This window comes from Tatumella saanichensis (assembly GCF_000439375.1).
Taxonomy (GTDB): Bacteria; Pseudomonadota; Gammaproteobacteria; order Enterobacterales; family Enterobacteriaceae; genus Tatumella; species Tatumella saanichensis.
This window is the reverse complement of record NZ_ATMI01000014.1, coordinates 45,390-68,726: the sequence shown is the minus strand read 5'-3', so window position 1 is coordinate 68,726 and position 23,337 is coordinate 45,390. Positions and strand designations below refer to the sequence as shown.

Below are 23,337 nucleotides of genomic sequence, written 5' to 3'. Positions count from 1 at the left end.
GATAGAGGATAATCTCGTTGGGTGCGTTTGAACTCTGTCATCATCACGTTCTCCAGAATTAGAACAGGAACGTGTCAACGCTATTCAGGACGGGTCAGTGACCTGAAAAAAGCCCGCCCGGTGAGTACCGCGGCGGGCTTTTTATCTTAGCTTTCCTGATAGTTATAAATACCCGGAGCCAGTACCAGCGGCTCAGCGACCTCACGGGCTTTATCGCTCCCCACCAGCAGATCAATAAGCTTAAGGGCAAAATCAAAGGCGGTGCCTGGTCCCTGACTGGTCAGCAAGTTAACCCGCGGGTCCCAGACTACGCGGCGTTCTATCCACTGCTGTGCGGGGATCTGATCACGCAGGCCGGGAAAACCGGTCATATTTCCATCGCTGAACAGACCGTGGGTAACCAACACCCGTGCCGGGGCGGCACAAATGGCCGCCACGATCCGCCCAGTGGTGCGGAACTGGCGGACGGTTTCTGTGAGCAGTACGCTGTCGCCGAAGGTGAGAGCCCCCTCATCTCCGCCCGGTAATACCAGCGCATCAAATGGCTGATCAGCGGCATTTACCAGAGTGGCGTCACACATCAGACGTACCCCACGGGAGCAGCGGATCAGTTGTTCGCCGTCACTCTCGACACTGGCCGTGGTGACACTGATCCCCGCCCGAACCAGCAGGTCAATCACCGAGACCGCTTCAGTCTCTTCAGTACCATGCGCTAGGCAAACCAGTACGGATTTCGGGGTGCCCATTGGCTGACTCCTTATTTTTGACGAATTGATAGAGTTCACGGTTAAACGGCAGGTTCATGCCGTAGCGGGTGGCGGTACGCAATAAATAGCCGGTGATATAGTCATTTTCGCTACTGCGTCCGGCACGAATATCTTGCAGCATTGATGAAGTGTTAGCAGCGCTGAGCTGTAGCACATGGAGAGCATTGGCTTGCAGGCGGGCGGCGTCAGCATGTAGATCCTCCCGAGCCATCACGTCCGCCACTTCCTGACAGATCTGCGCGATATCCTGCGGATAAGCCAATATGTCGCCGTTTTGGCAGTCATAACGGACACTTAGCGGATTGATCACACAGTTAATGGCCAACTTATTCCAGCAGGCAGGCAGGATATTGTCATGCCAGGCGACATCAGGCAGGGCTTCATGCAGTTTATCCGCCAGCAGACTGAAGCGAGTATCGTGACGGTTTACTGGGCCAATATGGGTAAGCCCATGGGCCACATGGATCACTCGATCTCGCTCACGATAAGATGAGTGGGTAGTAATACCGCGCAACAGAGGCTGGTGGATCACCGGAAGCTCATTAAGTACTCCCATACCGTTATGAATAAGCAGTATCGGGCAATCTGCGGGCAGTAACGGGAGAATTTGCGTAATGGCAGTAGAAATCTGCGCTGCTTTCAAAGTCACTAACAGCAACTGGCAATTGGCCAGATGTCCGGCATCATTGGCGGTAAATTGATGGCGATGGATAAGGCCGTCAGGGCTGTTGATTTGCACTCTGATAGAAGGTTTAGGTACCCGCAACCAGCCTTGCACCTGATGCCCTTGGCGGCTTAATGCTGAAAGCCATATTTGTCCCAGGGCGCCACACCCCAGTACAGTAATATTCATGATCACTCCCAATAACTGCCGGCGGCAGGCGTAAATTCACAGCTGAGTCGTAGGATTTCAGGACTCAGGCATTTTTTTACCGCGTCGATCTGCGTATTATGCATGGCAAAACAGCATCAGGAGAAGAAAATATGCCATCTTTCGATATCGTCTCTGAAGTCGAACTTCAGGAAGTCCGTAATGCGGTCGAAAACGCCAGCCGTGAACTGACTACCCGCTTTGATTTCCGTAATGTCGAAGCGTCTATCGAGTTAAACGAAAAGAACGAAACCATCAAAGTCAGTACCGAATCTGATTTCCAGGTAAAGCAGTTAGTGGATATTCTGCGTGAAAAATTGCTGAAGCGGGGCATTGAAGGTGCTGCGCTGGAAGTCCCAGAAGAGATTGAGCACAGCGGTAAAAGCTGGTCAGTGGATGCCAAACTGAAAAAAGGCATTGAGTCTGATGTGGCGAAGAAAATCGTCAAACTGATCAAAGACAGCAAACTGAAGGTGCAGACCCAGATCCAGGGTGAGTCTTTGCGTGTTACCGGCAAATCCCGTGATGATCTGCAAAGTGTTATGGCCTTGATCCGCGGCGGTAACTTGGGACAGCCTTTCCAGTTTAAGAACTTCCGCGACTAAGATAACGCTTTAGTCAAAAAAGCGCGGACCCTATGGCCCGCGCTTTTTACTATGTGCCGGTTGCAACCAAAGATTACACTGGTTGGGTTGGATAGCTGGCAACAATGGCTTCCAGCGCATCGCGGCTAGTGACCTTGCTGTCTATTTTCACGTAGATGCTGTTCTCTTCAGGGACCATCATCACCGAGGAAACACCCTCGACAGAAGCCAGACGCTGCTCAAGCCCCTTAGCCTGCTGTAGCTTATCAGAGACCAGACGCAGGCTGCTGACATAAGGCGGCTCTTTCATGGTCAGACTGACCAGCAGCCACACTACCGCCAGCAGGGTTCCTGCCAGAAAAACGGTCTGTGCATCCACATGCTGGAAGATCCAGCCCCCGAGGCTGCCACCAATCGCCACACCGATAAACTGGCTGGTGGAATAAATACCCATGGCAGTCCCTTTATAACCCGCCGGAGACTCCTTACTGATCAGTGATGGCAGGATCGCTTCCATCAAGTTAAAGGCGAAGAAGAACACCTGCACACCGACCACTAAGGTCCAGAAATGGGTCCCCGCCCCCCAGAGAATAATTTCGGCGATCACCAGCAGTGCCACACAGGTCACAAATACTGCTTTCATCTTACGTTTTACTTCGGCGATGATAATAAACGGCATCACGGCCGCGAACGCGATAAGCATGGTGCACAGATACACTTTCCAATGCTGTGAGGCCGGTAAGCCAGCAATTTCAAACTGGCCGGGTAGGGCAACAAAACTCGACATCAGCAGGATATGCAGACACAGGATACCGAAATTTAGTTTCAACAGTCGTGGATTGGCGAGGACCTTCTTAAAACTGCCTTTCACCATGCCGGACTCACGGTTCAGTAGGTGATCCTTAGCAGAAGGCACCACCAGCAGGGTGATGAGGATCCCTATGAGCGCCAGTAGGGCTATCATCCAGAACAGCGCATGCAAGCCGAGCAGATGGGTCACTATCGGTCCCAAAACCATGGCGATGGCAAAGGTAACCCCAAAGCTGATGCCAATGAAAGCCATCGCTTTGGTTCGGTTCTGTTCGCGGGTCAGATCTGACAGTAGCGCCATCACGGCGGCGGCAATCGCGCCGGAGCCCTGCAAGGCGCGGCCAAGGATAATCCCCCAAATCGACTGAGTATCCGCGGCAATTACACTGCCAAGGACAAATAACAGTAACCCGCCGACGATCAGCGGTTTGCGGCCGATACGATCGGACAACAGACCGAATGGCACCTGAAAAATCGCCTGAGCTAAGCCGTAGATACCGATAGCCAAACCAATCAATGATTCCGAAGCGCCCTGCAAGGCCATCCCATAGGTGGTTAGAACTGGCAGGACCATAAACATCCCTAACATCCTCAGGGAAAAGACCGTTCCTAGGCCCCAGGTCGCGCGCATTTCCAGCGACGTCATTTTATTATCGTTCATCAAAACCCCTTTTCATTCACCTTCGCTATAGTAAGGTGCGAAACAGGCTCGGTAAAATAATAGTTTACAAACAGAAGTAACAAAAAAAGAAAAGGCGCGAAACTGGCGCCTTTTGGATTCGGGTAACAGTGGGTTACCAGACGTAGGTGAGTAAATCTTTAGAGGCTGGGGTCATAAAATCCACCGACATCATGACGCTCAGTGCTGTGATGGCAACAATGGAGAACACAAACAGTTTACGCGCCCAGATACGATCATCATTACTGCGTTTATAGCCGGAAAGGGCCATACCTAGCCACCAGATGCTGACTACGGCTGCCACGACGAGATAGCGATAACCGGCATAGCCGCCCAGTGACAACATTAGGGTGGCAATCATAAAAGCAAGGATATAGACAGTAATATGATGTTTGGCGACAGAGATCCCTTTCACCACAGGCAGTACCGGAATATTGGCCGCCTGGTAATCTTTAAAGCGGAAGATAGCAATCGCATAAGAGTGCGGCATCTGCCACAGGCTAAAGATGGCGAGCAGGATCAGTGCTCCAGCATCAAACTCATTGGACACGGCGCAGTAGCCAATCACCGGGGGCGCGGCCCCCGAGAGACTGCCGATAAGCGTTCCATACACGGAGTGACGTTTCATATACAGGCTGTAAATGCCCACATAGACGATAAAGCCAGCCACTGACAACCACATCGCCAGTGGATTGGCACCAAAGTATAAAGTGGCAAAGCCGGCAATACCCAACAAAGTCGCATACACCAGGCTGGTGTTGGCAGAAATCAGTCCTTTGACAAGCACCCTGTTCTTCGTTCTCTCCATTTTCTGGTCAATATCGCGGTCGATCACGTTGTTAAACACACAACCCGATGCCACCACTAGTGAAACCCCGACCAGTGTGATGAGAAATAAGGTGAAATTAATGCTGCCTTTTGACGCCAGCAGAAAACCACCCACCACAGAAATTAAATTTCCGAAAATAATTCCTGGTTTTGTCACTTGCAGGTATTGCTTTATCATCACAGTTAACTCAGTTATTGCGGCATCATGTTGTAGTTCAGGTTCCACATGATCCACAGTGAGCCGACTACAACAATCAGTATAATGAGTGCCGAGAAGACAATTGCAACCATGTTCCAACCACCTTCCGATTTACGGTCAAGGTGCAGGAAGTAGACCAAGTGAACCACAACCTGTACCACGGCACAGATTACCACCACCGCCAGAGTGGTGCTTTTGGCAGCACTGCCTTCCATTACCATCCAGAACGGGATACCGGTCAGGATAACGGAAAGAATAAAGCCGGTGATATACGACTTCAGGCTTCCGTGGGAAGCGCCATGTTCGCTAACAGTATGGCTCATTACATGACCCCCATCAGATAAACAATGGTAAACACACAGATCCATACCACATCCAGGAAGTGCCAAAACAGGCTCAAGCACATCAGACGGGTACGGTTAGTGGCGCTCAGACCGCGGGTCGCCACCTGATAGATCAGCACTAGCATCCAGATAAGACCTACGGTCACGTGCAGACCATGGGTACCGACCAGTGTGAAGAAGGCTGACAGGAATCCGCTGCGTTGTGGCCCCCATCCTTCGGCAATCAGATGATGGAATTCGTTGATCTCCATCCCGATAAAGCCAGCTCCCAGTACAAAGGTCACCAACAGAAAGCCAATAACGGCCTTCTGGTTGTTGCGGTTCATGGCAATCATGGAGAAGCCATAGGTGATGGAGCTGAATAGCAACAGGGCCGTCTCGCCGAGGACGTAAGGAAGTTCGAAGAAGTCCTTACCGGTTGGGCCGCCCGCCGTACCATGAGTCATTACTGCATAGGTCGCAAACAGTGTTGCAAAGATAATGCAGTCACTCATCAGGTAGATCCAGAAACCAAACACTTTATTGGCCCCTGTATCGTGGTGCCCATGTGTTGCATGGGCCTCGTGCTGTTCAGAGAGAGTTTGAGTAGCCATTATTTCACACCTGCTTTGCTGAGTTCTTCGAAGTGTTTACGTTCATGCTGCTCGATGTCTTCCACTGACACGTAGTATTCCACGTCCTCATCGAAGCTCTTACCGATCCACAGAGCAATCATGGCAACGAAGCAGACAATCGCCAGCCACCAGATCCACCAAATCATGGCAAAACCGAACACCGTGGCAAACAGCGCAATAATCACCGGAACACCGCTATTTTTCGGCATATGAATCGGTTCATAATGAGCCGGTTTCTGATACGCCTCGCCACGCTGTTTCATCTCCCAGAACACATCACGCTCATGGGCTTCTGGAATGACCGCAAAGTTCCAAGCCGGAGGAGGGGAGGAGACTGACCACTCCAGGGTACGGGCACCCCACGGGTCACCGGTCAGATCACGGTTCAGGTGACGGTCGCGGACCGATACCCAGAACATGATGATTTGGCACAGGATACCGATAGCAATCAGGCCAGCACCACAGGCAGCGACGACTAATAACGGGTGGAACTGCGGGTCGATATTCTGGCTTAGACGGCGGGTCATACCCATAAAGCCCAGCGCGTACAGCGGCATAAAGGCAACGAAGAACCCGATGATCCAGAACCAGAAAGAGCGTTTCCCCCATTTTTCGTTCAGGGTAAAGCCAAAGGCTTTCGGGAACCAGTAAGTGACACCGGCCATACAACCGAATACCACACCACCGATAATCACGTTATGGAAGTGAGCAATCAGGAACAGGCTGTTGTGCAGCACAAAGTCCGCGCCCGGAACCGCTAACAGTACCCCCGTCATCCCACCTACCGAGAAGGTGACAATAAAACCAACGGTCCACAGCATCGGGGCTGTCATCTGAATGCGGCCTTGGTACATAGTGAACAACCAGTTAAAGATTTTCACCCCAGTCGGGATAGCGATAATCATGGTCATAATACCGAAGAAGGCGTTTACGTTCGCGCCCGCACCCATGGTGAAGAAGTGGTGCAGCCAGACGATAAACGACAGAACGGTAATGGCAACGGTTGCCCACACCATGGAGGTATAACCAAACATCCGTTTTCTGGAGAAGGTGGCGGTGACTTCAGAGAAGACGCCGAACACCGGCAGGACCAAGATATATACTTCTGGATGGCCCCAAACCCAAATCAGGTTGACGTACATCATCATGTTGCCACCCATTTCATTAGTAAAGAAATGGAAGCCCAGATAACGGTCAAGGGTCAGCAGTGCCAGGGTTACGGTCAGTACTGGGAAAGCCGCAATGATCAGCACGTTGGTGCACAGCGCTGTCCACGTAAAGATGGGCATTTTAAACAGGGTCATCCCTGGAGTACGCATCTTGAGGATCGTCACAAAGAAGTTAATACCCGTCAGGGTGGTCCCTATCCCGGAGAGCTGTAGACTCCAGATCCAGTAATCAACACCGACTCCCGGACTGTACTCTGCCCCCGATAACGGTGGGTAGGCCAGCCAGCCGGTCTGTGCGAACTCACCGACACCCAGTGACAGGTTAACCAGTACCACACCGATAGCCGTGAACCAGAAGCTCAGGTTATTCAGGAACGGGAAAGCAACGTCACGGGCACCGATTTGCAACGGCACCGCCAGGTTCATCAGCCCGACCACGAACGGCATCGCCACGAAGAAGATCATAATCACGCCATGGGCGGTAAAGATCTGATCGTAGTGGTGAGGGGGCAGGAAGCCCGGCTCACCGGCTGAGGCCAGTACTTGCTGGCTACGCATCATGATGGCATCGGCAAAGCCACGCAACAGCATGACAAACGCCAAGATACAGTACATGATCCCCAGTTTTTTATGGTCGATAGAGGTGATCCATTCCGACCACAGATATTTCCATTTACCAAAATAGGTAATCGCCGCTAGGATGGCGATACCCGCGATGATAATGGCAGAGACGGTCACCATGACAATCGGGACGTCTAAGGGCACTGCCGCTAAACTTAATTTTCCTAACATGGTTTATTCCCCTGCACCGGCGGCTGACTGATGGTTCATCTCCATACCTTCACCATTCGGCATATCCATCTTGCCATCCTGAGACATATTCATGGTGTTATGGGCCATAAATTTGTCGACAACCTGATCAAACAGTTGTGGATTTGCGGTTGAGAAGTACTCCACCGGATTATTCTCACTTGGCGCCGCCAATTTATTGAAATCATCCATCGTGGTCAGTGTGTTAGAAGAGGCTTTGACCTTATCTACCCACTGCTGGAAGGCCGCGTTGTCCTGAGTGGCAATGGCTTTGAATTTCATACCAGAGAAACCTGGACCGCTGAAGTTAGAGGAGATCCCGTCAAAAATTCCTGGCTGGTTAGCGATCAGATGCAAACGAGTCTGCATACCGGCCATCGCATAGATTTGGCTGCCCAAGGTAGGAATAAAGAAGGAATTCATCACCGTGTCGGAGGTGATCCGGAAGCTGACCGGTGTATTGGCCGGGAAGGCTATCTGATTGACGGTAGCAATACCCTGTTCTGGATAGATAAACAGCCACTTCCAGTCCAGCGCAATCACATCGATTTCAACCGGTTTCACATCGGAAGCGATAGGCTTACTCGGTTCCAGTGCGTGGGTAGATTTCCATGTCAGAATGCCGAGGAAGATAATGATAAGGATCGGGATCGCCCATACCACCGCTTCCAGTTTATTGGAGTGTGACCATTCAGGTGAGTATTTAGCATTGGTATTCGATGCCCGATATTTCCAGGCGAATATGATAGCCATTAAGACTGCGGGAATAACGACCACCAGCATCAGGCCAAAGGCCGTCATGATTAATGAACGTTGCTCCAGTGCAATCTGTCCTTTGGGATTTAATAAGGCACTGTCACAGCCGCTCAATAACACTGCGCCGCTGATCAGTGACAAAATCCCCAAACATTTATTGAATTTCCTGAGTCTCATTTAACGACCTCAATGACAAAGGGCTAATTGTCGTTTAAGTGTGGCGGTATTTTACGGTAAGGTTTCTATACTGTAAACAAAATTGAGGTTATGTCAGTCGCTCTAAGTGGCATTTTCTAATATGTTTAACACTCCTTGTTATTTATAATGAAAATGTATCTATATCAGTTAGTTAAATGTTTTCTGGTCCGCAGGTAAGGTCCCAGGATTGACGAGTGAAAGCGAAAATTCTCGCCACAGATTGTTGTAAAAACATTATATATTAACTTTTTTGCAACTATTGTGGCGAGGTTTTGTGATGGGGTTGGTGTTATTTTGCGCAGCTGTTAAGTAGACCGAACATCAATAAATGAACATAAACTTAACATTTGATGGCATTAATAGCATCAGTCATCACTTTTTATACAGCGATAATCGAGCACTACACCGAATAATACTGCACAGGTCAGGATTGCCATTCCGGTTTCAAATACCGGTGCATCGCGAAAGCCTGCCGGGAGCCAGTGGAGAGCTGTTAAACTAAGTGTAGTCAGCCATGCCAAAAGTACCAGACAACCTGCAATAAACATTTTGAAAGCAAGGCCATAGGCCTTAGGCAGTGCCTGACGCGGTGGAAAAATGCCCTGACGGGCAGCGTCCAAGCTGCTACGACTCACCAGTAGTAACAACAAGCCGGGTAGGCCGGCTATCACGGTGAAGGCATAGAACAGTGGCCAGCCCCAGAGTTCGACTAGCCAGCCCGCCGCAGGACCGACATAAACACGGCCCACGGCGGACAGTGCAGACAGCAGGGCAAATTGGGTAGCCGAGAATGAGGCATTACATAACGCCATCAACAGGGCGACAAAAGCCGCAGTGCCCATACCGCCACACAGGTTTTCGATGAAAATGGCGGTAGACATACTCCACAGGTGGGGGGCGGTGACACTTAGCAGCCACCAACCAAGGTTAGAAAAGGTTTGTAGGATCCCGAACCACATTAGGGCACGATACAAGGACAGACGCTGCATCAACACGCCGCCATAGAGTGCCCCGACAATGGTGGCCAGCAAACCGAGCGTCTTATTCACCAGCCCAACATCGCCAGCACTAAAACCTAGACCTCGGATCAAAAAGGTGGTGCTGAGGGCGCCAGCAAATGCATCTCCCAATTTGTACAACACAATCAGCGTGATCATAAGCCATGCGTTGTTACGGCCAAAAAAGTCCAGTAATGGGGCGACGACAGCCTGACGCAGGGTGACCGGTCGCGCGGCACTGGTGGTCGGCTCCTTAGCCATCAGAGTGCCGAGGATGCCGGGTAACATCAGTGCGGCCATCAGCCAATAGGTGGCATTCCAACCGAGATAGCGGTCTGCCAACCATAAAGCCAGCCCGCCGGAAACCATCATAGCCAACCGGTAGCCCAGTACGGTGATCGCGGCACCACTGCCGCGTTGTTCTGGGGGAAGTACATCGGTTTTCCATGCGTCAAACACGATATCTTGGGAGGCCGAGCAAAAGGCCACCAGGACAGCCAGTAATGCCAATAGCGTTAAATGACTGGCGGGCTGAATAAAGCCCATCGCGGCAATGGTCAGGATCAGTGCGCATTGGGTCAGCAACAGCCAGCCACGGCGGCGGGTCAGCACAGACGGGGAGTAGCGGTCCATAAACGGCGACCAGAGAAACTTGAAGACGTAGGCCTGTCCAACCAGAGAGAAAATACCGATGGTTTTTAGATCGATATTTTCAACGGTCATCCAGGCCTGAAGGGTACCAGAGGTCAGCGCTAACGGCAGTCCCGAAGAAAATCCCAGCAACAGTAAAACGGCAAAATTACGCTGGCTGAAAATTTTTAAGTAGTCGGTTCGCATGGCATCCTGCTGCATGATGAAATTTCATGCAGCGATGATACCATTCAACGGGTATTTTGTTTAATGAAGTCGTTAATGCTGGTGTCCTGGGCCATATCGGAGATGACATCACCCATTGCTGTGTTGACCGCTTTGGCAATCTTATCGTTGGTGGCATTAAAGGCCCCCTCGACGCTGTAAGTCTGGCGATACGATTTGATTTGTTTATTACCATTCTTGGCGGTAGCGATAATCGAAATATCCGCGTTAGTGGTGATGCTGTACCGCAGGTTGCCCTGGGTCACATTGGCATAGAGTTTATTCACCACAATAGAGAGATCCACTGCGCCGTTAGGGCCAATCATATAGCCGCGAGCGGTCATCTGTTTTTCCAACACTTCTTGCAGCAAATAGCGCAAGTCACGGGATGGTGTCAGGGTTACCAGTTGATTATCACGGGTTACCTGTGCCAGAGCTTGGCTGGTGCGTTGATCGGCCCCGTTAACACTGATGGTGACGCCCATCAGGCTAGGGTCCTGCTGGGGGAGAGACATTTTTGGCGTGACTTCCAGGGTATTACTGCTTGAGGCACAGCCTGCCAGGGCAAACGCTGCCAGCAGCGGAAAAATTACGCGTTTTAACATACTTAGTTTCTCATCACATGAAAAAAGCCAGCAGCCTACGACGCTCGCCGGCGGGGTTTCGGTCGTTGAGGCGGGAGTATAGTCTCAGAGAAATCTGTAAAAGCCTCTGGATTTCAGTGACTAACTCATCCATAGTCCGCTCACATCCAGATGTTATCATGGCCGGTCAACCCCGGGATAGCCTCTATTTTTTAAAAGCAGACAGTGCGTGGCTGAAAACCCACTAGTATTGTTAATGAAGGGCAGTGCGCTCGAACGTCAGGAGTCACCGAAATGATACGCGCTCAGATAGAAGATAAACTACGTAATGAGTTTCAGCCTGCCTACCTTGATGTGCAGGATGAAAGCTATCGCCATAATGTTCCTGCGGGTTCAGAAAGTCACTTTAAGGTTGTGATTGTCAGTGATCGTTTCAGCGGAGAGCGCTTTCTTGCCAGACACCGTGCTATTTATGCGGTATTGGCGAAAGAACTGGCCGGGCCTGTCCATGCACTGGCGTTGCACACCTATACCACCACCGAATGGCAGGGACTGCAAGATACCGTACCGGCCTCGCCAGATTGTCGGGGCGCAGGGCTGCAAGCCTGATACGGACAACCCGATAAACGGCCTTTACGGCCGTTTTTTTGTTCTGAAAAGTCCCATTCAGGCAAAAATCGGTGATCCCGGGCCGATCCTCTGCATGTGGCTTCTCGACTCATACAGATGATGCCGCTATAATGCTGCGTCTATTTTTCCGGAATGTCTTCGGGACGCTTCTGGTAACAGGGAATGGAGTATTCTTCAGGGAAGCCCTCCCGGTTGTCAGATAGTGCGTATTGATAATGCGTGATGTCTGAAGTTGACCGAGCACGTGATTTTTTGAGGTAACAAGATGCAAGTTTCAGTAGAAACCACAGAGGGCCTGGGCCGTCGCATTACCATCACAGTCGCTGCTGAGAGCATTGAGACTGCGGTGAAGAAAGAACTGATCGACGTTTCTAAGAAAGTTCGTATCGATGGTTTCCGTAAGGGTAAAGTCCCTGCCAACATCATCGAGCAGCGTTACGGTGCATCCGTACGTCAGGACGTGCTGGGCGAAGTGATGTCCCGCAACTTCATTGATGCGATCATCAAAGAGAAAATTAACCCAGCGGGCGCACCTAAGTATGTCCCGGGTCAGTATAAAGCAGGCGAAGACTTCACTTACTCTGTTGAGTTTGAAGTCTACCCTGAAATCGAACTGAAAGGTCTGGACGCAATCGAAGTTGAAAAACCTCAGGTTGATGTGACAGACGAAGACGTCGACACCATGCTGGACACCCTGCGCAAGCAGCAGGCTGACTGGAAAGAAACTGACGAAGCGGCGACCGCCACTGACCGTGTTACCATCGACTTTACCGGTACTGTTGACGGTGAAGAGTTCGAAGGCGGCAAATCGTCTGATTTCGTTCTGGCAATGGGCCAGGGCCGCATGATCCCAGGCTTCGAAGAAGGTCTGGTCGGTCATAAAGCTGGTGAAGAATTCACCATCGATGTGAAATTCCCAGAAGAGTACCACGCGGAAGCCCTGAAGGGTAAAGACGCGAAGTTTGCGATTGTTCTGAAGAAAGTAGAACAGCAAGAACTGCCGGAGTTCACTGAAGAGTTCGTAAAACGTTTTGGCGTGGCTGACGGTTCAGTTGCTGGCCTGCGTACCGAAGTTCGTAAGAACATGGAACGTGAGCTGAAAAATGTGGTGCGTAACAACATCAAAACTCAGACCATCGATGGCCTGATCAAAGAGAACGACATCGCGGTTCCTGCGGCCCTGATCGACAGCGAAATCGACGTTCTGCGTCGTCAAGCGGCACAGCGTTTTGGTGGTAACGAAGCTCAGGCGCTGGAATTACCACGTGAACTGTTCGAAGAGCAGGCAAAACGTCGCGTTGTTGTCGGTCTGCTGCTGGGTGAAGTGATCCGTACCAGCGAACTGAAAGCTGATGAAGATCGCGTCAAAGCGATGATCGAAGAAATGGCATCTGCTTACGAAGATCCACAGGAAGTCATTGAGTTCTACAGCAAAAATAAAGAGCTGATGGACAATATGCGTAATGTGGCTCTGGAAGAGCAAGCGGTTGATGCACTGTTAGCTAAGGCTAAAGTGACTGAAAAACCTGCTAAATTCCACGATCTGATGAACCAGGCGCAGCAGTCTGCCTAAGTCATTCCAGAGCATGGAGTGATGTGAAGCCCGTGGCCGGAATGGCCACGGGCTTTTTTGCTTATGGTCGTTAACGACCCAGCAGGTATACTTTTTCTTTATATTTCCTCAATCTGCTAACGGATAATCGTGGAATCTGGTGCATAATCTTCGCGAATCCTCAAAAGATTGTTATGCTTGATTTACTGGCAGTTATCCCCATATCAAAGGGAATGAAGGAAGAGACTGACTGATTAACCGTCCTGACGTAGTCGGAACAGGGCTGCCCGGTAGGAATTCCGGCAGTCCTCACGTAAAATCGGTACAGAGTGTTACCAACGAAATTTATTCAGGAGACGGTTATGTCTTACAGTAGCGAAAGTGAAATGATGGCATCCCAGATGGCACTGGTGCCGATGGTGGTTGAACAGACCTCACGGGGTGAGCGTTCTTACGACATTTTTTCCCGCTTACTTAAAGAGCGTGTGATCTTTCTGACCGGTCAGGTTGAAGACCATATGGCCAACCTGATCGTCGCGCAGATGCTGTTCCTGGAAGCAGAGAACCCTGAGAAAGACATCTACCTGTACATTAACTCGCCAGGTGGCGTCATCACCGCCGGTATGTCAATCTATGACACCATGCAGTTTATTAAACCGGATGTGAGTACCATTTGTATGGGCCAAGCCTGTTCCATGGGCGCATTTCTGCTGACAGCGGGTGCCGAAGGCAAGCGTTTCTGCCTACCAAACTCCCGTGTGATGATCCACCAGCCGTTAGGCGGTTTCCAAGGGCAGGCATCGGACATCGAAATTCATGCCCGTGAGATCCTGAAAGTGAAACAGCGTATGAACGAACTGATGGCAAAACACACCGGTAAGCCATTAGAGCAGATCATTGAAGATACCGAGCGCGACCGTTTCCTGTCAGCATCTGAAGCGGTAGAGTATGGCTTAGTGGACTCTGTCCTGACACAGCGTAAATAAGACACTTTGCTACACTTATCTGCTGAACCTAAGCAGAATCTAAAGCTGGCAGTGTATTGATGAGTACAACAGGTCATTCCTAAAGAGGGCCTGTTGTCGAAACAACAAAGAGGTTAACTGATGACAGAGAAGCGCAAAGACGGTTCAGGTAAGTTGCTGTACTGCTCTTTTTGCGGCAAGAGCCAGCATGAAGTGCGTAAACTGATTGCCGGACCGTCAGTGTATATCTGTGATGAGTGTGTTGATCTGTGCAACGACATTATCCGTGAGGAAATTAAAGAAGTTGCTCCTCATCGTGAGCGTAGTGCATTACCTACGCCACATGAAATCCGCACTCATCTTGATGATTACGTGATTGGCCAAGAAAAAGCCAAAAAAGTGCTGTCGGTAGCGGTTTACAACCACTACAAGCGTCTGCGCAATGGCGATACCAGCAACGGTGTTGAACTGGGTAAAAGTAACATTCTGCTGATCGGTCCTACCGGTAGCGGTAAAACTCTGCTGGCAGAAACCTTAGCCCGTTTACTGGATGTGCCGTTCACTATGGCGGATGCCACCACCCTGACCGAAGCCGGTTATGTCGGTGAAGATGTTGAAAATATCATCCAGAAATTGCTGCAGAAGTGCGATTACGATGTTGATAAGGCCCAGCGTGGTATCGTTTATATCGATGAAATCGACAAAATCTCTCGTAAGTCGGACAACCCTTCAATCACCCGTGATGTTTCCGGTGAGGGTGTACAGCAGGCATTACTGAAGCTGATCGAAGGTACTGTCGCTGCGGTACCACCTCAGGGTGGCCGTAAGCATCCGCAACAGGAATTTTTGCAGGTCGATACCTCTAAGATTCTGTTTATCTGCGGCGGAGCATTTGCTGGCTTGGATAAAGTTATCGCTCAGCGTGTCGAAACCGGTTCAGGTATCGGTTTCGGGGCGACGGTAAAAGATACTTCCCAGAAAGCGACCGAAGGTCAGTTGCTGTCTCAGGCAGAGCCTGAAGATTTGATTAAGTTTGGTCTTATCCCTGAGTTTATCGGGCGTCTGCCAGTGGTCGCGACCCTGAATGAACTGAGTGAAGAAGCGCTGATCCAGATCCTGCGTGAGCCAAAAAATGCCCTGACTAAACAGTATCAGGCGCTGTTCAGCCTAGAAGGTGCTGAACTGGAGTTCCGTGACGAGGCTCTGACGGCGATCGCTAAAAAAGCGATGATTCGCAAAACCGGTGCCCGTGGCCTGCGTTCTATCGTCGAAGCAGCGTTACTGGACACCATGTATGATCTGCCTTCGATGGACGGTATTGAAAAAGTGGTGATTGATGACACCGTCATCAACGGTGAATCAGAGCCGATGCTGATTTACGGTAAGCAGGAAGCCCAGGCCTCCGGCGAATAATTAAGCAAGTTTGTAAATCTGGTCATCATCGAAAGGGGAAATTTGCTTCCCCTTTCATTTTTCTCACATTTATGACATTGAATGTCGTGTCATCATCCCCATATACTCAAATATATTTGGTCTGAACACCCACGCAACTGCGAAGGGCGTCACAGCCCATACCTTGGCGGAAATTAACTAAGAGAGAGCTCTATGACATCTGAGCGTTCCGAACGCATTGAAATCCCCGTATTGCCATTACGCGATGTGGTGGTTTATCCGCACATGGTTATTCCGTTGTTTGTTGGACGTGAGAAATCAATCCGCTGTCTGGAAGCAGCGATGGACAACGATAAAAAGATCCTGCTGGTGGCTCAGAAGGAAGCCTCAACCGATGAGCCAGGCGTGGCAGATCTGTTTTCTGTCGGGACTGTTGCCTCTGTCTTACAGATGCTGAAACTGCCGGACGGCACTGTTAAAGTGCTGGTCGAAGGCTTGCAGCGTGCGCGTATTGATACCCTGACCGATGACGGTGACCATTTTGTTGCCCGTGCGGACTATCTACAGCCGGCTGATATTGAAGAGCGGGAAGAAGAAGTCCTGATCCGCACCGCAGTCAGCCAGTTTGAAGGCTATATTAAGCTCAACAAAAAAATCCCACCGGAAGTGCTGACGTCATTGAATAATATCGATGATGCAGCCCGACTGGCGGATACTATTGCTGCCCATATGCCGCTAAAACTGGCTGATAAACAGTCGGTGCTGGAGATGAACGACATCAACGAACGCCTCGAATATTTAATGGCGATGATGGAGTCTGAAATCGATCTGCTGCAGGTTGAAAAACGCATCCGTAACCGGGTGAAAAAGCAGATGGAGAAAAGCCAGCGCGAGTATTATCTGAATGAGCAGATGAAAGCAATTCAGAAAGAACTGGGTGAAATGGATGACGCGCCTGACGAATTTGAAGCGCTGAAGCAGAAAATCGACGCCGCCAAGATGCCGAAAGAGGCACAGGAAAAAGCGGAAGCAGAACTGCAGAAGCTGAAAATGATGTCACCGATGTCTGCGGAAGCGACCGTTGTTCGTGGCTATATTGATTGGATGGTACAAGTACCTTGGACTGGGCGCAGCAAAGTCAAAAAAGATCTGCGTAAAGCTCAGGAAACCTTGGATACTGACCATTACGGCCTGGAGCGAGTTAAAGACCGTATCTTGGAATATTTAGCGGTACAGAGTCGCGTGAACAAAATCAAAGGGCCAATCCTGTGCTTGGTTGGGCCTCCGGGTGTGGGTAAAACCTCCCTGGGACAGTCAATCGCCAAAGCGACCGGCCGGAAATATGTCCGCATGGCACTTGGTGGCGTCCGGGACGAAGCTGAAATTCGCGGTCACCGCCGGACCTATATTGGCTCTATGCCGGGCAAACTTATCCAAAAAATGGCGAAAGTCGGGGTCAAAAACCCACTGTTCCTGCTCGATGAGATCGACAAGATGTCTTCTGATATGCGCGGCGATCCGGCATCAGCCCTGCTGGAAGTGCTAGACCCTGAGCAGAACGTGGCCTTCAACGATCACTATCTGGAGGTCGATTACGATCTGTCCGATGTGATGTTTGTCGCCACCTCTAACTCCATGAATATTCCTGCGCCATTGCTGGATCGTATGGAAGTGATCCGTCTGTCTGGGTATACAGAAGATGAAAAGCTGAATATCGCGAAACGTCATCTGTTACCGAAACAGATTGAACGCAATGCGCTAAAAGCTAAAGAAATCACCGTGGAAGACAGCGCCCTAATGGGGATTATCCGCTACTACACCCGCGAAGCTGGGGTACGTAGTTTAGAGCGTGAGCTGTCGAAACTGTGCCGTAAAGCGGTGAAAGCGTTGCTGCTGGATAAAGACCAGAAGCACATCACTATCAACGGTGACAACCTGAAAGATTACCTCGGGGTACAGCGCTTCGATTATGGTCGCGCTGACGATCAGAACCGTATCGGTGAAGTGACGGGTCTGGCATGGACCGAAGTGGGGGGTGATCTACTGACCATCGAAACCGCCAGCGTACCGGGTAAAGGGAAACTGAGCTACACCGGTTCCTTGGGTGAAGTCATGCAGGAATCGATTCAGGCTGCGATGACGGTGGTCAGAGCCCGTGCCGAAAGCTTGGGTATTAGCAGCGATTTCTATGAAAAGCGTGATATTCATGTGCATGTGCCGGAAGGGGCGACCCCGAAAGATGGCCCGAGTGCCGGTATCGCCATGTGTACGGCGCTGGTCTCTAGCCTGACGGGTAACCCTGTCCGTGCCGACGTGGCAATGACAGGGGAAATTACTCTACGTGGCCAGGTTCTGCCTATCGGTGGTCTGAAAGAGAAACTGTTGGCAGCGCACCGTGGTGGTATTAAAACGGTTCTGATCCCGGATGAAAACAAACGTGATCTGGAAGAGATCCCAGACAATGTGATCGCTGATCTGAAAATTTATCCTGTGAAGCGTATCGAAGAAGTCCTGAGTCTGGCCTTGGAGCGCGCTCCTGAAGGTTTTGAAATCGTCACTGCGAAATAATTCGGTCAGCTCTGCTCCTCTTTATGGGGAGCAGGCTTTCAGAAACCCCCACGATGCTCAAAATTCGGACTCAATAACATTGTGTCCATTCGCGGGGCTTGCTATAACAGGGCTGTTCTTTATCCGGCGTCTTCCTGCCGGTAAAGTGAAAAAAATAAAAAGGGGATGAACGAGTGAATAAGTCACAACTGATCGATAAAATTGCGGCAGATGCGGATATTTCCAAAGCAGCAGCTGGACGTGTTCTGGATGCATTTATGGGCGCGGTGACCGACTCTCTAAAAGAGGGCGATGAAGTGGCGCTGGTTGGCTTCGGCACTTTCTCTGTACGCGAAAGGGCAGAGCGTACCGGACGCAACCCGCAGACCGGTAAAGAAATCACTATCCCGGCAGGTAAGGTTCCTGGCTTCCGTGCAGGTAAAGCGCTGAAAGACTCTGTAAACTAATAATTTTTTATACCCTGAAAGGATTTTCTTTCATGGATTGAGGACTGATCCCGCGTTCTCATGTAACATACAGGCACATCGTGGTGATGTGCCTTTTTTACGTCCGGCGTGTATAGACCTGGGCGGCATCACCAGAGACGAGCAAAACACGGCGGCTATGGCAGCCCCGGTTTTGGGTTGAACGGCGACGGTAAAGCGTCATATTTACACTACAGCGGAGTGTTGCCATACCATGATGGACAATTTACGCACGGCCTCTAGCCATATCGTGCTGAAGATTATACTGGGACTGATCATTGTTTCTTTTGTACTGACCGGCGTGGGTAATTACCTGATCGGCGGGAATAGCGATTACGCGGCAAAAGTGAACGGCACCACTATCAGCCGGTCTCAGCTGGATAATGCCTTTAACAATGAACGTAGTCGTCAGCAGCAACAACTGGGTGCACAGTTCTCACAGTTGGCGTCAAATCCTGACTTTATGCAGCAGATGCGCCAGCAGGCGATGTCTGATCTGATTGATCAGACTCTGCTTCAGCAGTACATGAAATCCCTGAACCTGCAAATCAGCGATGCGCAAGTTAAGCAAGCGATCTTTGCTCAGAAAGCGTTTCAGACCAATGGTAAATTTGATAATGCCCGTTTTAACGGTATTATCAATAATATGGGCTACACCGCCGATCAGTACGCTGCCGCTCTGCGTAAAAGCTTGGCCACCAGCCAACTGGTGGATGCCGTGACCAATACTGATTTTATGCTGAAAAATGAAACCGCTCAGCTAGTGAGTCTGGTCGGACAGAAGCGAGACTTCCGTGAAGCGGTGATCAGCACTAATGCCTTAGCAGCTAAACAGACTGCCTCTGAGGATGAAATCAACAGCTATTACCAGCAACATAAAGACAGCTTTATGTCGCCGGAGCAGTTCCGCGTCAGTTACCTGGCCTTGGATGCAGCGTCTATGCAACAAACGCCGACCCAGCAGCAGGTTCAGGCCTGGTATGACAGCCACAAAAGCAACTATAGCCAGCCAGCGCGTAGCCGTTTCAGTGTGATTCAGGTCAAGACCGAAGCGGATGCTCAGGCAATCTTAGCCCAGCTGAAGCAAGGGGCTGATTTCGCCACTTTGGCAAAACAAAAATCTATCGATCCTATCTCTGCCCGTCAGGGCGGTGATATGGGGTGGCTGGAGCCAGATACTCTGCCAGATGAACTGAAAAATGCAGGTCTGACCGAAAAAGGTCAACTGTCAGGCGTGATCAAAAGCTCTGTTGGCTACCTGATTGCCCGGTTGGATGATGTTCAGCCTGAACAGGTTCAGCCATTGTCTGCGGTCTATAACACTGTGGCTCAGGCAGCAGAACAGGACGCAGCGGTCAGCGCCTTCTATAAACTGCAGCAGAAAGTCAGCGATGCGGCCACTAATGACAACAGCTCTCTGGCGGGTGCCGCCAGCGTAGCCGGAGTGAAGCCGGTAGAAACTGACTGGTTCAGCCGTGATTCGGTGCCGGATGCCCTGAATTTCGACCCAGTGAAACAGGCTATTTTTGGCGGCAGTCTGCTGGGTAGTAATGGCGGTGCGGGGAATAATTCTGACATCATCACTGTCGACGGCGATCGTGCCTTTGTGGTACGCATCTCCGAGCATAAAGCGCAGGCAGTGAAACCTTTGGATCAAGTTAAAACACAGATTGCCGATCGTATTAAGCAGGATAAAGCCCTGCAGGCAGCTCGTGCTCAAGCGACCTCGCTGTTGGCTGATTTGAAGCAGGGTAAAACCGACAGTTTCGACGCAGCAGGACTGAAATTCGGTGCCAGCGAAACCTTGACCCGTAATAGTCAGAATGCGCTTACTTCTGATGTGTTTAACTTATCTCTGCCACAGGACGGTAAATCCTCCTACGGTAGTGGCGAAGATATGCAGGGGAATGTCGTCATCATCGCGTTGGATAAAGTTGAAGCCGGTGCATTACCGACAGCCCAGGTACAGCAGTTGGCGGCAGGCGTGACGCAGAATAATGCACAGCTGGTGTTTGATGCACTGCTGCAAAACCTGCGTCACGATGCGAAAATAAAACTGGGTGCGGCTGCGCAGTCTCAGTAATCCCTCGCAAAAAACAGGGTATACTCTGTTAACTAAAAGGCTGCCTTGTGCAGCCTTTCTCGTTTCTGCATTCTGCCGGTTTTTCTTGTCGTTTGCCCTTGTCATGATGGCCCTGACTTTTCACATCAGGAGCATTGTTATGACATTCTATCCCCCACAGCGGTCCGGCATTCTCACTTTCTGGATGATGGCTATCGCCTTGATCTGGGCACAGCCTTTGCGCGCAGAAGAAGCACCCGTTCCCGAAAATCCGGTGCAATCTAGCCCATCCGCTAAAGTGAGCATCAATCAGGGCAGTGCAGAAATGTTGGCGGCAGCGCTGAACGGAGTCGGCCTAAGAAAGGCGCAGGCGATAGTGGAATACCGTGAACAATACGGACCTTTTACCCGCGTCGAACAATTAGCAGAAGTGCCAGGTATTGGCGAAAGTCTGCTGCAGCGTAATCTCAGCCGCTTGACCCTGTAAACACTGGCGAGCTAATAGCTCAAGCACGCGCTGGCTGTATACAGTGTGGTAAAAGGCCTGCGTAATAAGAGCACATGAGTTAAAGCCTCTTGCTACCCGTGGAATGCCAAACTCAGACGAGCAGTGTGCCTATACCGTAGCTGCAGCTTCTGACTGCTATGACAGAGTAAAAGGTATTGCCAGAGGGGTCAGAGTGATAATGCTGGATCGCAGAAGCAGAAGCAGAAGCAGAAGCAGAAGCAGAAGCAGACCTTACGGTCCCGTCTGTGTCGGGACCGTAAGGTTTATCCACTAACGTAATCCGGTCTTCTGCTTCATCTCAGCCATCATCGCCTGAGGCTGCTGCTGGTACTCTTCTAGGCCACGGGCCCTTAGATGACAGGCAGCACATTCACCGCAACCATCGCCCTTGATACCGTTATAACAGGTCAACGTCTGCTGACGGACCAAATCAAGCTGCTGCCAGTAATCGGCCAGCGCCCAGGTTTCCGCCTTGTTGAGCCACATCAGTGGGGTTTCAAAACGCACGTCACGGGCCATACCCAGGGTAACAGCATGGTTCAGCGCTTTAACAAACTCATCTCGGCAATCAGGATAGCCGGAAAAATCGGTTTCACAGACCCCGGTGATCACTGCTTCGGCCTCCACCTGATAGGCATATACCGAGGCCAATGTCAGAAACAGAATATTACGGCCAGGCACAAAAGTACTCGGTAGCCCGTTGCTGTCTGGTGTATAGGAAGGCACCGGAATGTTATCCCGCGTCAGACTGCTGACCGCCAACTCATTGAGCAGGGTGACATCCAAAACCTTATGGGCCCTAGCGCCTAACTGTAGGCTGAGTTCACGGGCGACATCAATCTCCTGACGATGACGTTGTCCGTAATCGAAAGTGACACAATGCACTTCATCATACTGGTTCAGAGCCTGGATCAGGCAGGTGGTGGAATCCTGTCCGCCACTAAAAACGACCACTGCGCGTTTCATTGGTTAATTCCTGTCAAAAGTTCGCGGCCAGTTTACCTTTTGCAAACTAAAAGAACAAAGGTATGCAGCGTCGAGGTTAGCTGTTCACTTTAAGCAACCCTGTAACAGAGAACTGATGTCGCTGAGATCACCGATATGTTCGTCTACCCACAGTGGGTTGTAATAGGTATCTGGATAGCGTTCACCGCTGTCACAGATCAAGGTCACCAGTGAACCGGTCTCTCCGCGAGCCTTCATCTGTGTTGCCACCTGCAGCATTCCGGCAAAGTTAGTCCCAGTAGAAGGCCCAACACGGCGACCAAGGATTTTCTCCAGTGCCAGCATCGCAGAAACGGAAGTGGCGTCCGGTATTTTCAGCATTTCATCGATGACATCCGGTAGAAATGACGGCTCTACCCGTGGACGGCCGATACCTTCGATACGGCTGCCACAGTGATGGGTCAGAGTAGGATCACGAGACTGCCAGTAATCATAGAACACCGAGTTATCCGGATCAGTGACCAGCAAGTGAGTGGGTAGGCCGCGGTAACGCAAATAACGTCCCAGTGTTGCGGATGTGCCTCCGGTTCCGGCGCTCATAATCAGTGTATGCGGAATAGGGCAGGGCTCACCTTCTAACTGACGAAAAATACTCTCAGCGATATTATTGTTGCTGCGCCAGTCCGTCGCGCGCTCAGCATAAGTGAACTGATCCATATAATGGCCATTCAATTGTGCGGCCAGCTCTGCGGATCGAGCATAGATTTGGGCGGAGGTGCTGACAAAATGGCATTCCCCCCCATAAAAGCGGATTTGGTCAATTTTACGCTGCGCGGTTGCGGCTGGCATCACTGCAATAAAAGGCAGGCCCAATAACTGTGCAAAATAGGCCTCGGAAACTGCGGTACTGCCAGAGGAGGCTTCGATAATCGGGGTATCTTTGCGGATCCAGCCATTACTCAGGCCATACAGAAACAGCGATCGGGCCAGACGATGTTTCAGGCTGCCGCTGGGGTGAGTGCTCTCATCTTTCAGATAAAAGTGAATACCTGGAAAATCCTTCAACGTGAAGCGGATCAGGTGTGTGTCTGCAGAGCGCCGGAAATCGGCACTTATTTCATTGATCGCATCGCGAACCCAGCTATCGGCCATCGTACTTATTCTCCTGTCAAAAAAAGCAGCATA

The 23,337-nt window shown here is 50.8% G+C and carries 21 protein-coding genes; 9 read left to right on the top strand and 12 right to left on the bottom strand.

All coding sequences use genetic code 11. The annotated features are described in order from the left end of the window. Window positions 1-146 precede the first annotated feature (146 nt). Both yajL and panE read right to left on the bottom strand, forming a co-directional pair. A complete protein-coding gene (gene yajL, locus DW47_RS0107310; RefSeq protein WP_029685748.1) occupies window positions 147-746 on the bottom strand; it encodes a protein deglycase YajL in 600 nt (199 codons plus the stop codon). Beyond that, window positions 700-1,620 (bottom strand): 2-dehydropantoate 2-reductase, encoded by a 921-nt coding sequence (panE, locus tag DW47_RS0107305; protein WP_029685747.1) that lies wholly within the window; start codon window positions 1,618-1,620, stop codon window positions 700-702. The genes yajL and panE overlap by 47 nt, the downstream gene beginning before the upstream one ends. Window positions 1,621-1,751: 131 nt before the next feature. Between panE and DW47_RS0107300 the strand changes: the two genes are divergently transcribed. After that, on the top strand, window positions 1,752-2,243 hold the full coding sequence (locus tag DW47_RS0107300; protein WP_029685746.1) for a YajQ family cyclic di-GMP-binding protein: 492 nt from the start codon (window positions 1,752-1,754) through the stop codon (window positions 2,241-2,243). 73 nt (window positions 2,244-2,316) lie between these two features. On the opposite strand, the gene DW47_RS0107295 is transcribed toward DW47_RS0107300, so the two are convergent. The 8 genes from DW47_RS0107295 to DW47_RS0107260 form a co-directional block, all read right to left on the bottom strand. Continuing rightward, complete coding sequence (locus DW47_RS0107295; protein ID WP_029685745.1) at window positions 2,317-3,693, bottom strand: MFS transporter; 1,377 nt, start codon at window positions 3,691-3,693, stop codon at window positions 2,317-2,319. A gap of 133 nt (window positions 3,694-3,826) precedes the next feature. Further along, the gene (gene cyoE, locus DW47_RS0107290) at window positions 3,827-4,717 is read right to left on the bottom strand and encodes a heme o synthase (protein ID WP_029685744.1); all 891 of its coding nucleotides are present in this window, start codon (window positions 4,715-4,717) and stop codon (window positions 3,827-3,829) included. A 14-nt stretch (window positions 4,718-4,731) separates the two neighbouring features. After that, entirely contained in the window at window positions 4,732-5,061 is a 330-nt protein-coding gene (locus DW47_RS0107285) for a cytochrome o ubiquinol oxidase subunit IV (RefSeq protein WP_029685743.1), read from the bottom strand. Further along, window positions 5,061-5,675, bottom strand: a complete 615-nt coding sequence (locus DW47_RS0107280; RefSeq protein ID WP_029685742.1) for a cytochrome o ubiquinol oxidase subunit III — start codon at window positions 5,673-5,675, stop codon at window positions 5,061-5,063. The genes DW47_RS0107285 and DW47_RS0107280 overlap by 1 nt, the downstream gene beginning before the upstream one ends. Then, entirely contained in the window at window positions 5,675-7,657 is a 1,983-nt protein-coding gene (gene cyoB, locus DW47_RS0107275; protein WP_029685741.1) for a cytochrome o ubiquinol oxidase subunit I, read from the bottom strand. Before cyoB ends, DW47_RS0107280 begins: the two co-directional genes overlap by 1 nt. Before the next feature lie 3 nt (window positions 7,658-7,660). After that, window positions 7,661-8,608, bottom strand: a complete 948-nt coding sequence (gene cyoA, locus DW47_RS0107270) for a cytochrome o ubiquinol oxidase subunit II (protein WP_029685740.1) — start codon at window positions 8,606-8,608, stop codon at window positions 7,661-7,663. A gap of 386 nt (window positions 8,609-8,994) precedes the next feature. Beyond that, entirely contained in the window at window positions 8,995-10,464 is a 1,470-nt protein-coding gene (ampG, locus tag DW47_RS0107265) for a muropeptide MFS transporter AmpG (protein ID WP_029685739.1), read from the bottom strand. 44 nt (window positions 10,465-10,508) lie between these two features. Beyond that, window positions 10,509-11,087 (bottom strand): lipoprotein, encoded by a 579-nt coding sequence (locus DW47_RS0107260; RefSeq protein ID WP_029685738.1) that lies wholly within the window; start codon window positions 11,085-11,087, stop codon window positions 10,509-10,511. 273 nt (window positions 11,088-11,360) lie between these two features. Between DW47_RS0107260 and bolA the strand changes: the two genes are divergently transcribed. The 8 genes from bolA to DW47_RS0107220 all read left to right on the top strand — a co-directional run bounded on the left by bolA (window position 11,361) and on the right by DW47_RS0107220 (window position 21,186). Further along, window positions 11,361-11,675 (top strand): transcriptional regulator BolA, encoded by a 315-nt coding sequence (gene bolA / locus DW47_RS0107255; RefSeq protein ID WP_029685737.1) that lies wholly within the window; start codon window positions 11,361-11,363, stop codon window positions 11,673-11,675. 286 nt (window positions 11,676-11,961) lie between these two features. Beyond that, window positions 11,962-13,269: a trigger factor gene (gene tig / locus DW47_RS0107250; protein WP_029685736.1), complete on the top strand. Its 1,308-nt coding sequence runs from the start codon at window positions 11,962-11,964 to the stop codon at window positions 13,267-13,269. 341 nt (window positions 13,270-13,610) lie between these two features. After that, a complete protein-coding gene (gene clpP / locus DW47_RS0107245; RefSeq protein ID WP_029685735.1) occupies window positions 13,611-14,234 on the top strand; it encodes an ATP-dependent Clp endopeptidase proteolytic subunit ClpP in 624 nt (207 codons plus the stop codon). A gap of 120 nt (window positions 14,235-14,354) precedes the next feature. Beyond that, on the top strand, window positions 14,355-15,626 hold the full coding sequence (gene clpX / locus DW47_RS0107240) for an ATP-dependent protease ATP-binding subunit ClpX (protein WP_029685734.1): 1,272 nt from the start codon (window positions 14,355-14,357) through the stop codon (window positions 15,624-15,626). Between the two features lie 192 nt (window positions 15,627-15,818). Continuing rightward, window positions 15,819-18,173, top strand: coding sequence for an endopeptidase La (gene lon, locus DW47_RS0107235; protein ID WP_029685733.1), 2,355 nt, complete (start codon window positions 15,819-15,821; stop codon window positions 18,171-18,173). Between the two features lie 173 nt (window positions 18,174-18,346). After that, on the top strand, window positions 18,347-18,619 hold the full coding sequence (hupB, locus tag DW47_RS0107230; RefSeq protein WP_029685731.1) for a nucleoid-associated protein HU-beta: 273 nt from the start codon (window positions 18,347-18,349) through the stop codon (window positions 18,617-18,619). A gap of 232 nt (window positions 18,620-18,851) precedes the next feature. Continuing rightward, window positions 18,852-20,720: a peptidylprolyl isomerase gene (gene ppiD / locus DW47_RS0107225; RefSeq protein ID WP_029685730.1), complete on the top strand. Its 1,869-nt coding sequence runs from the start codon at window positions 18,852-18,854 to the stop codon at window positions 20,718-20,720. 139 nt (window positions 20,721-20,859) lie between these two features. Next, window positions 20,860-21,186: a helix-hairpin-helix domain-containing protein gene (locus tag DW47_RS0107220; protein ID WP_241430696.1), complete on the top strand. Its 327-nt coding sequence runs from the start codon at window positions 20,860-20,862 to the stop codon at window positions 21,184-21,186. A gap of 291 nt (window positions 21,187-21,477) precedes the next feature. On the opposite strand, the gene queC is transcribed toward DW47_RS0107220, so the two are convergent. Beyond that, window positions 21,478-22,173: a 7-cyano-7-deazaguanine synthase QueC gene (queC, locus tag DW47_RS0107215; protein WP_029685728.1), complete on the bottom strand. Its 696-nt coding sequence runs from the start codon at window positions 22,171-22,173 to the stop codon at window positions 21,478-21,480. An 84-nt stretch (window positions 22,174-22,257) separates the two neighbouring features. Further along, the gene (locus tag DW47_RS0107210) at window positions 22,258-23,304 is read right to left on the bottom strand and encodes a PLP-dependent cysteine synthase family protein (RefSeq protein ID WP_051150862.1); all 1,047 of its coding nucleotides are present in this window, start codon (window positions 23,302-23,304) and stop codon (window positions 22,258-22,260) included. Between the last annotated feature and the right edge of the window lie 33 nt (window positions 23,305-23,337).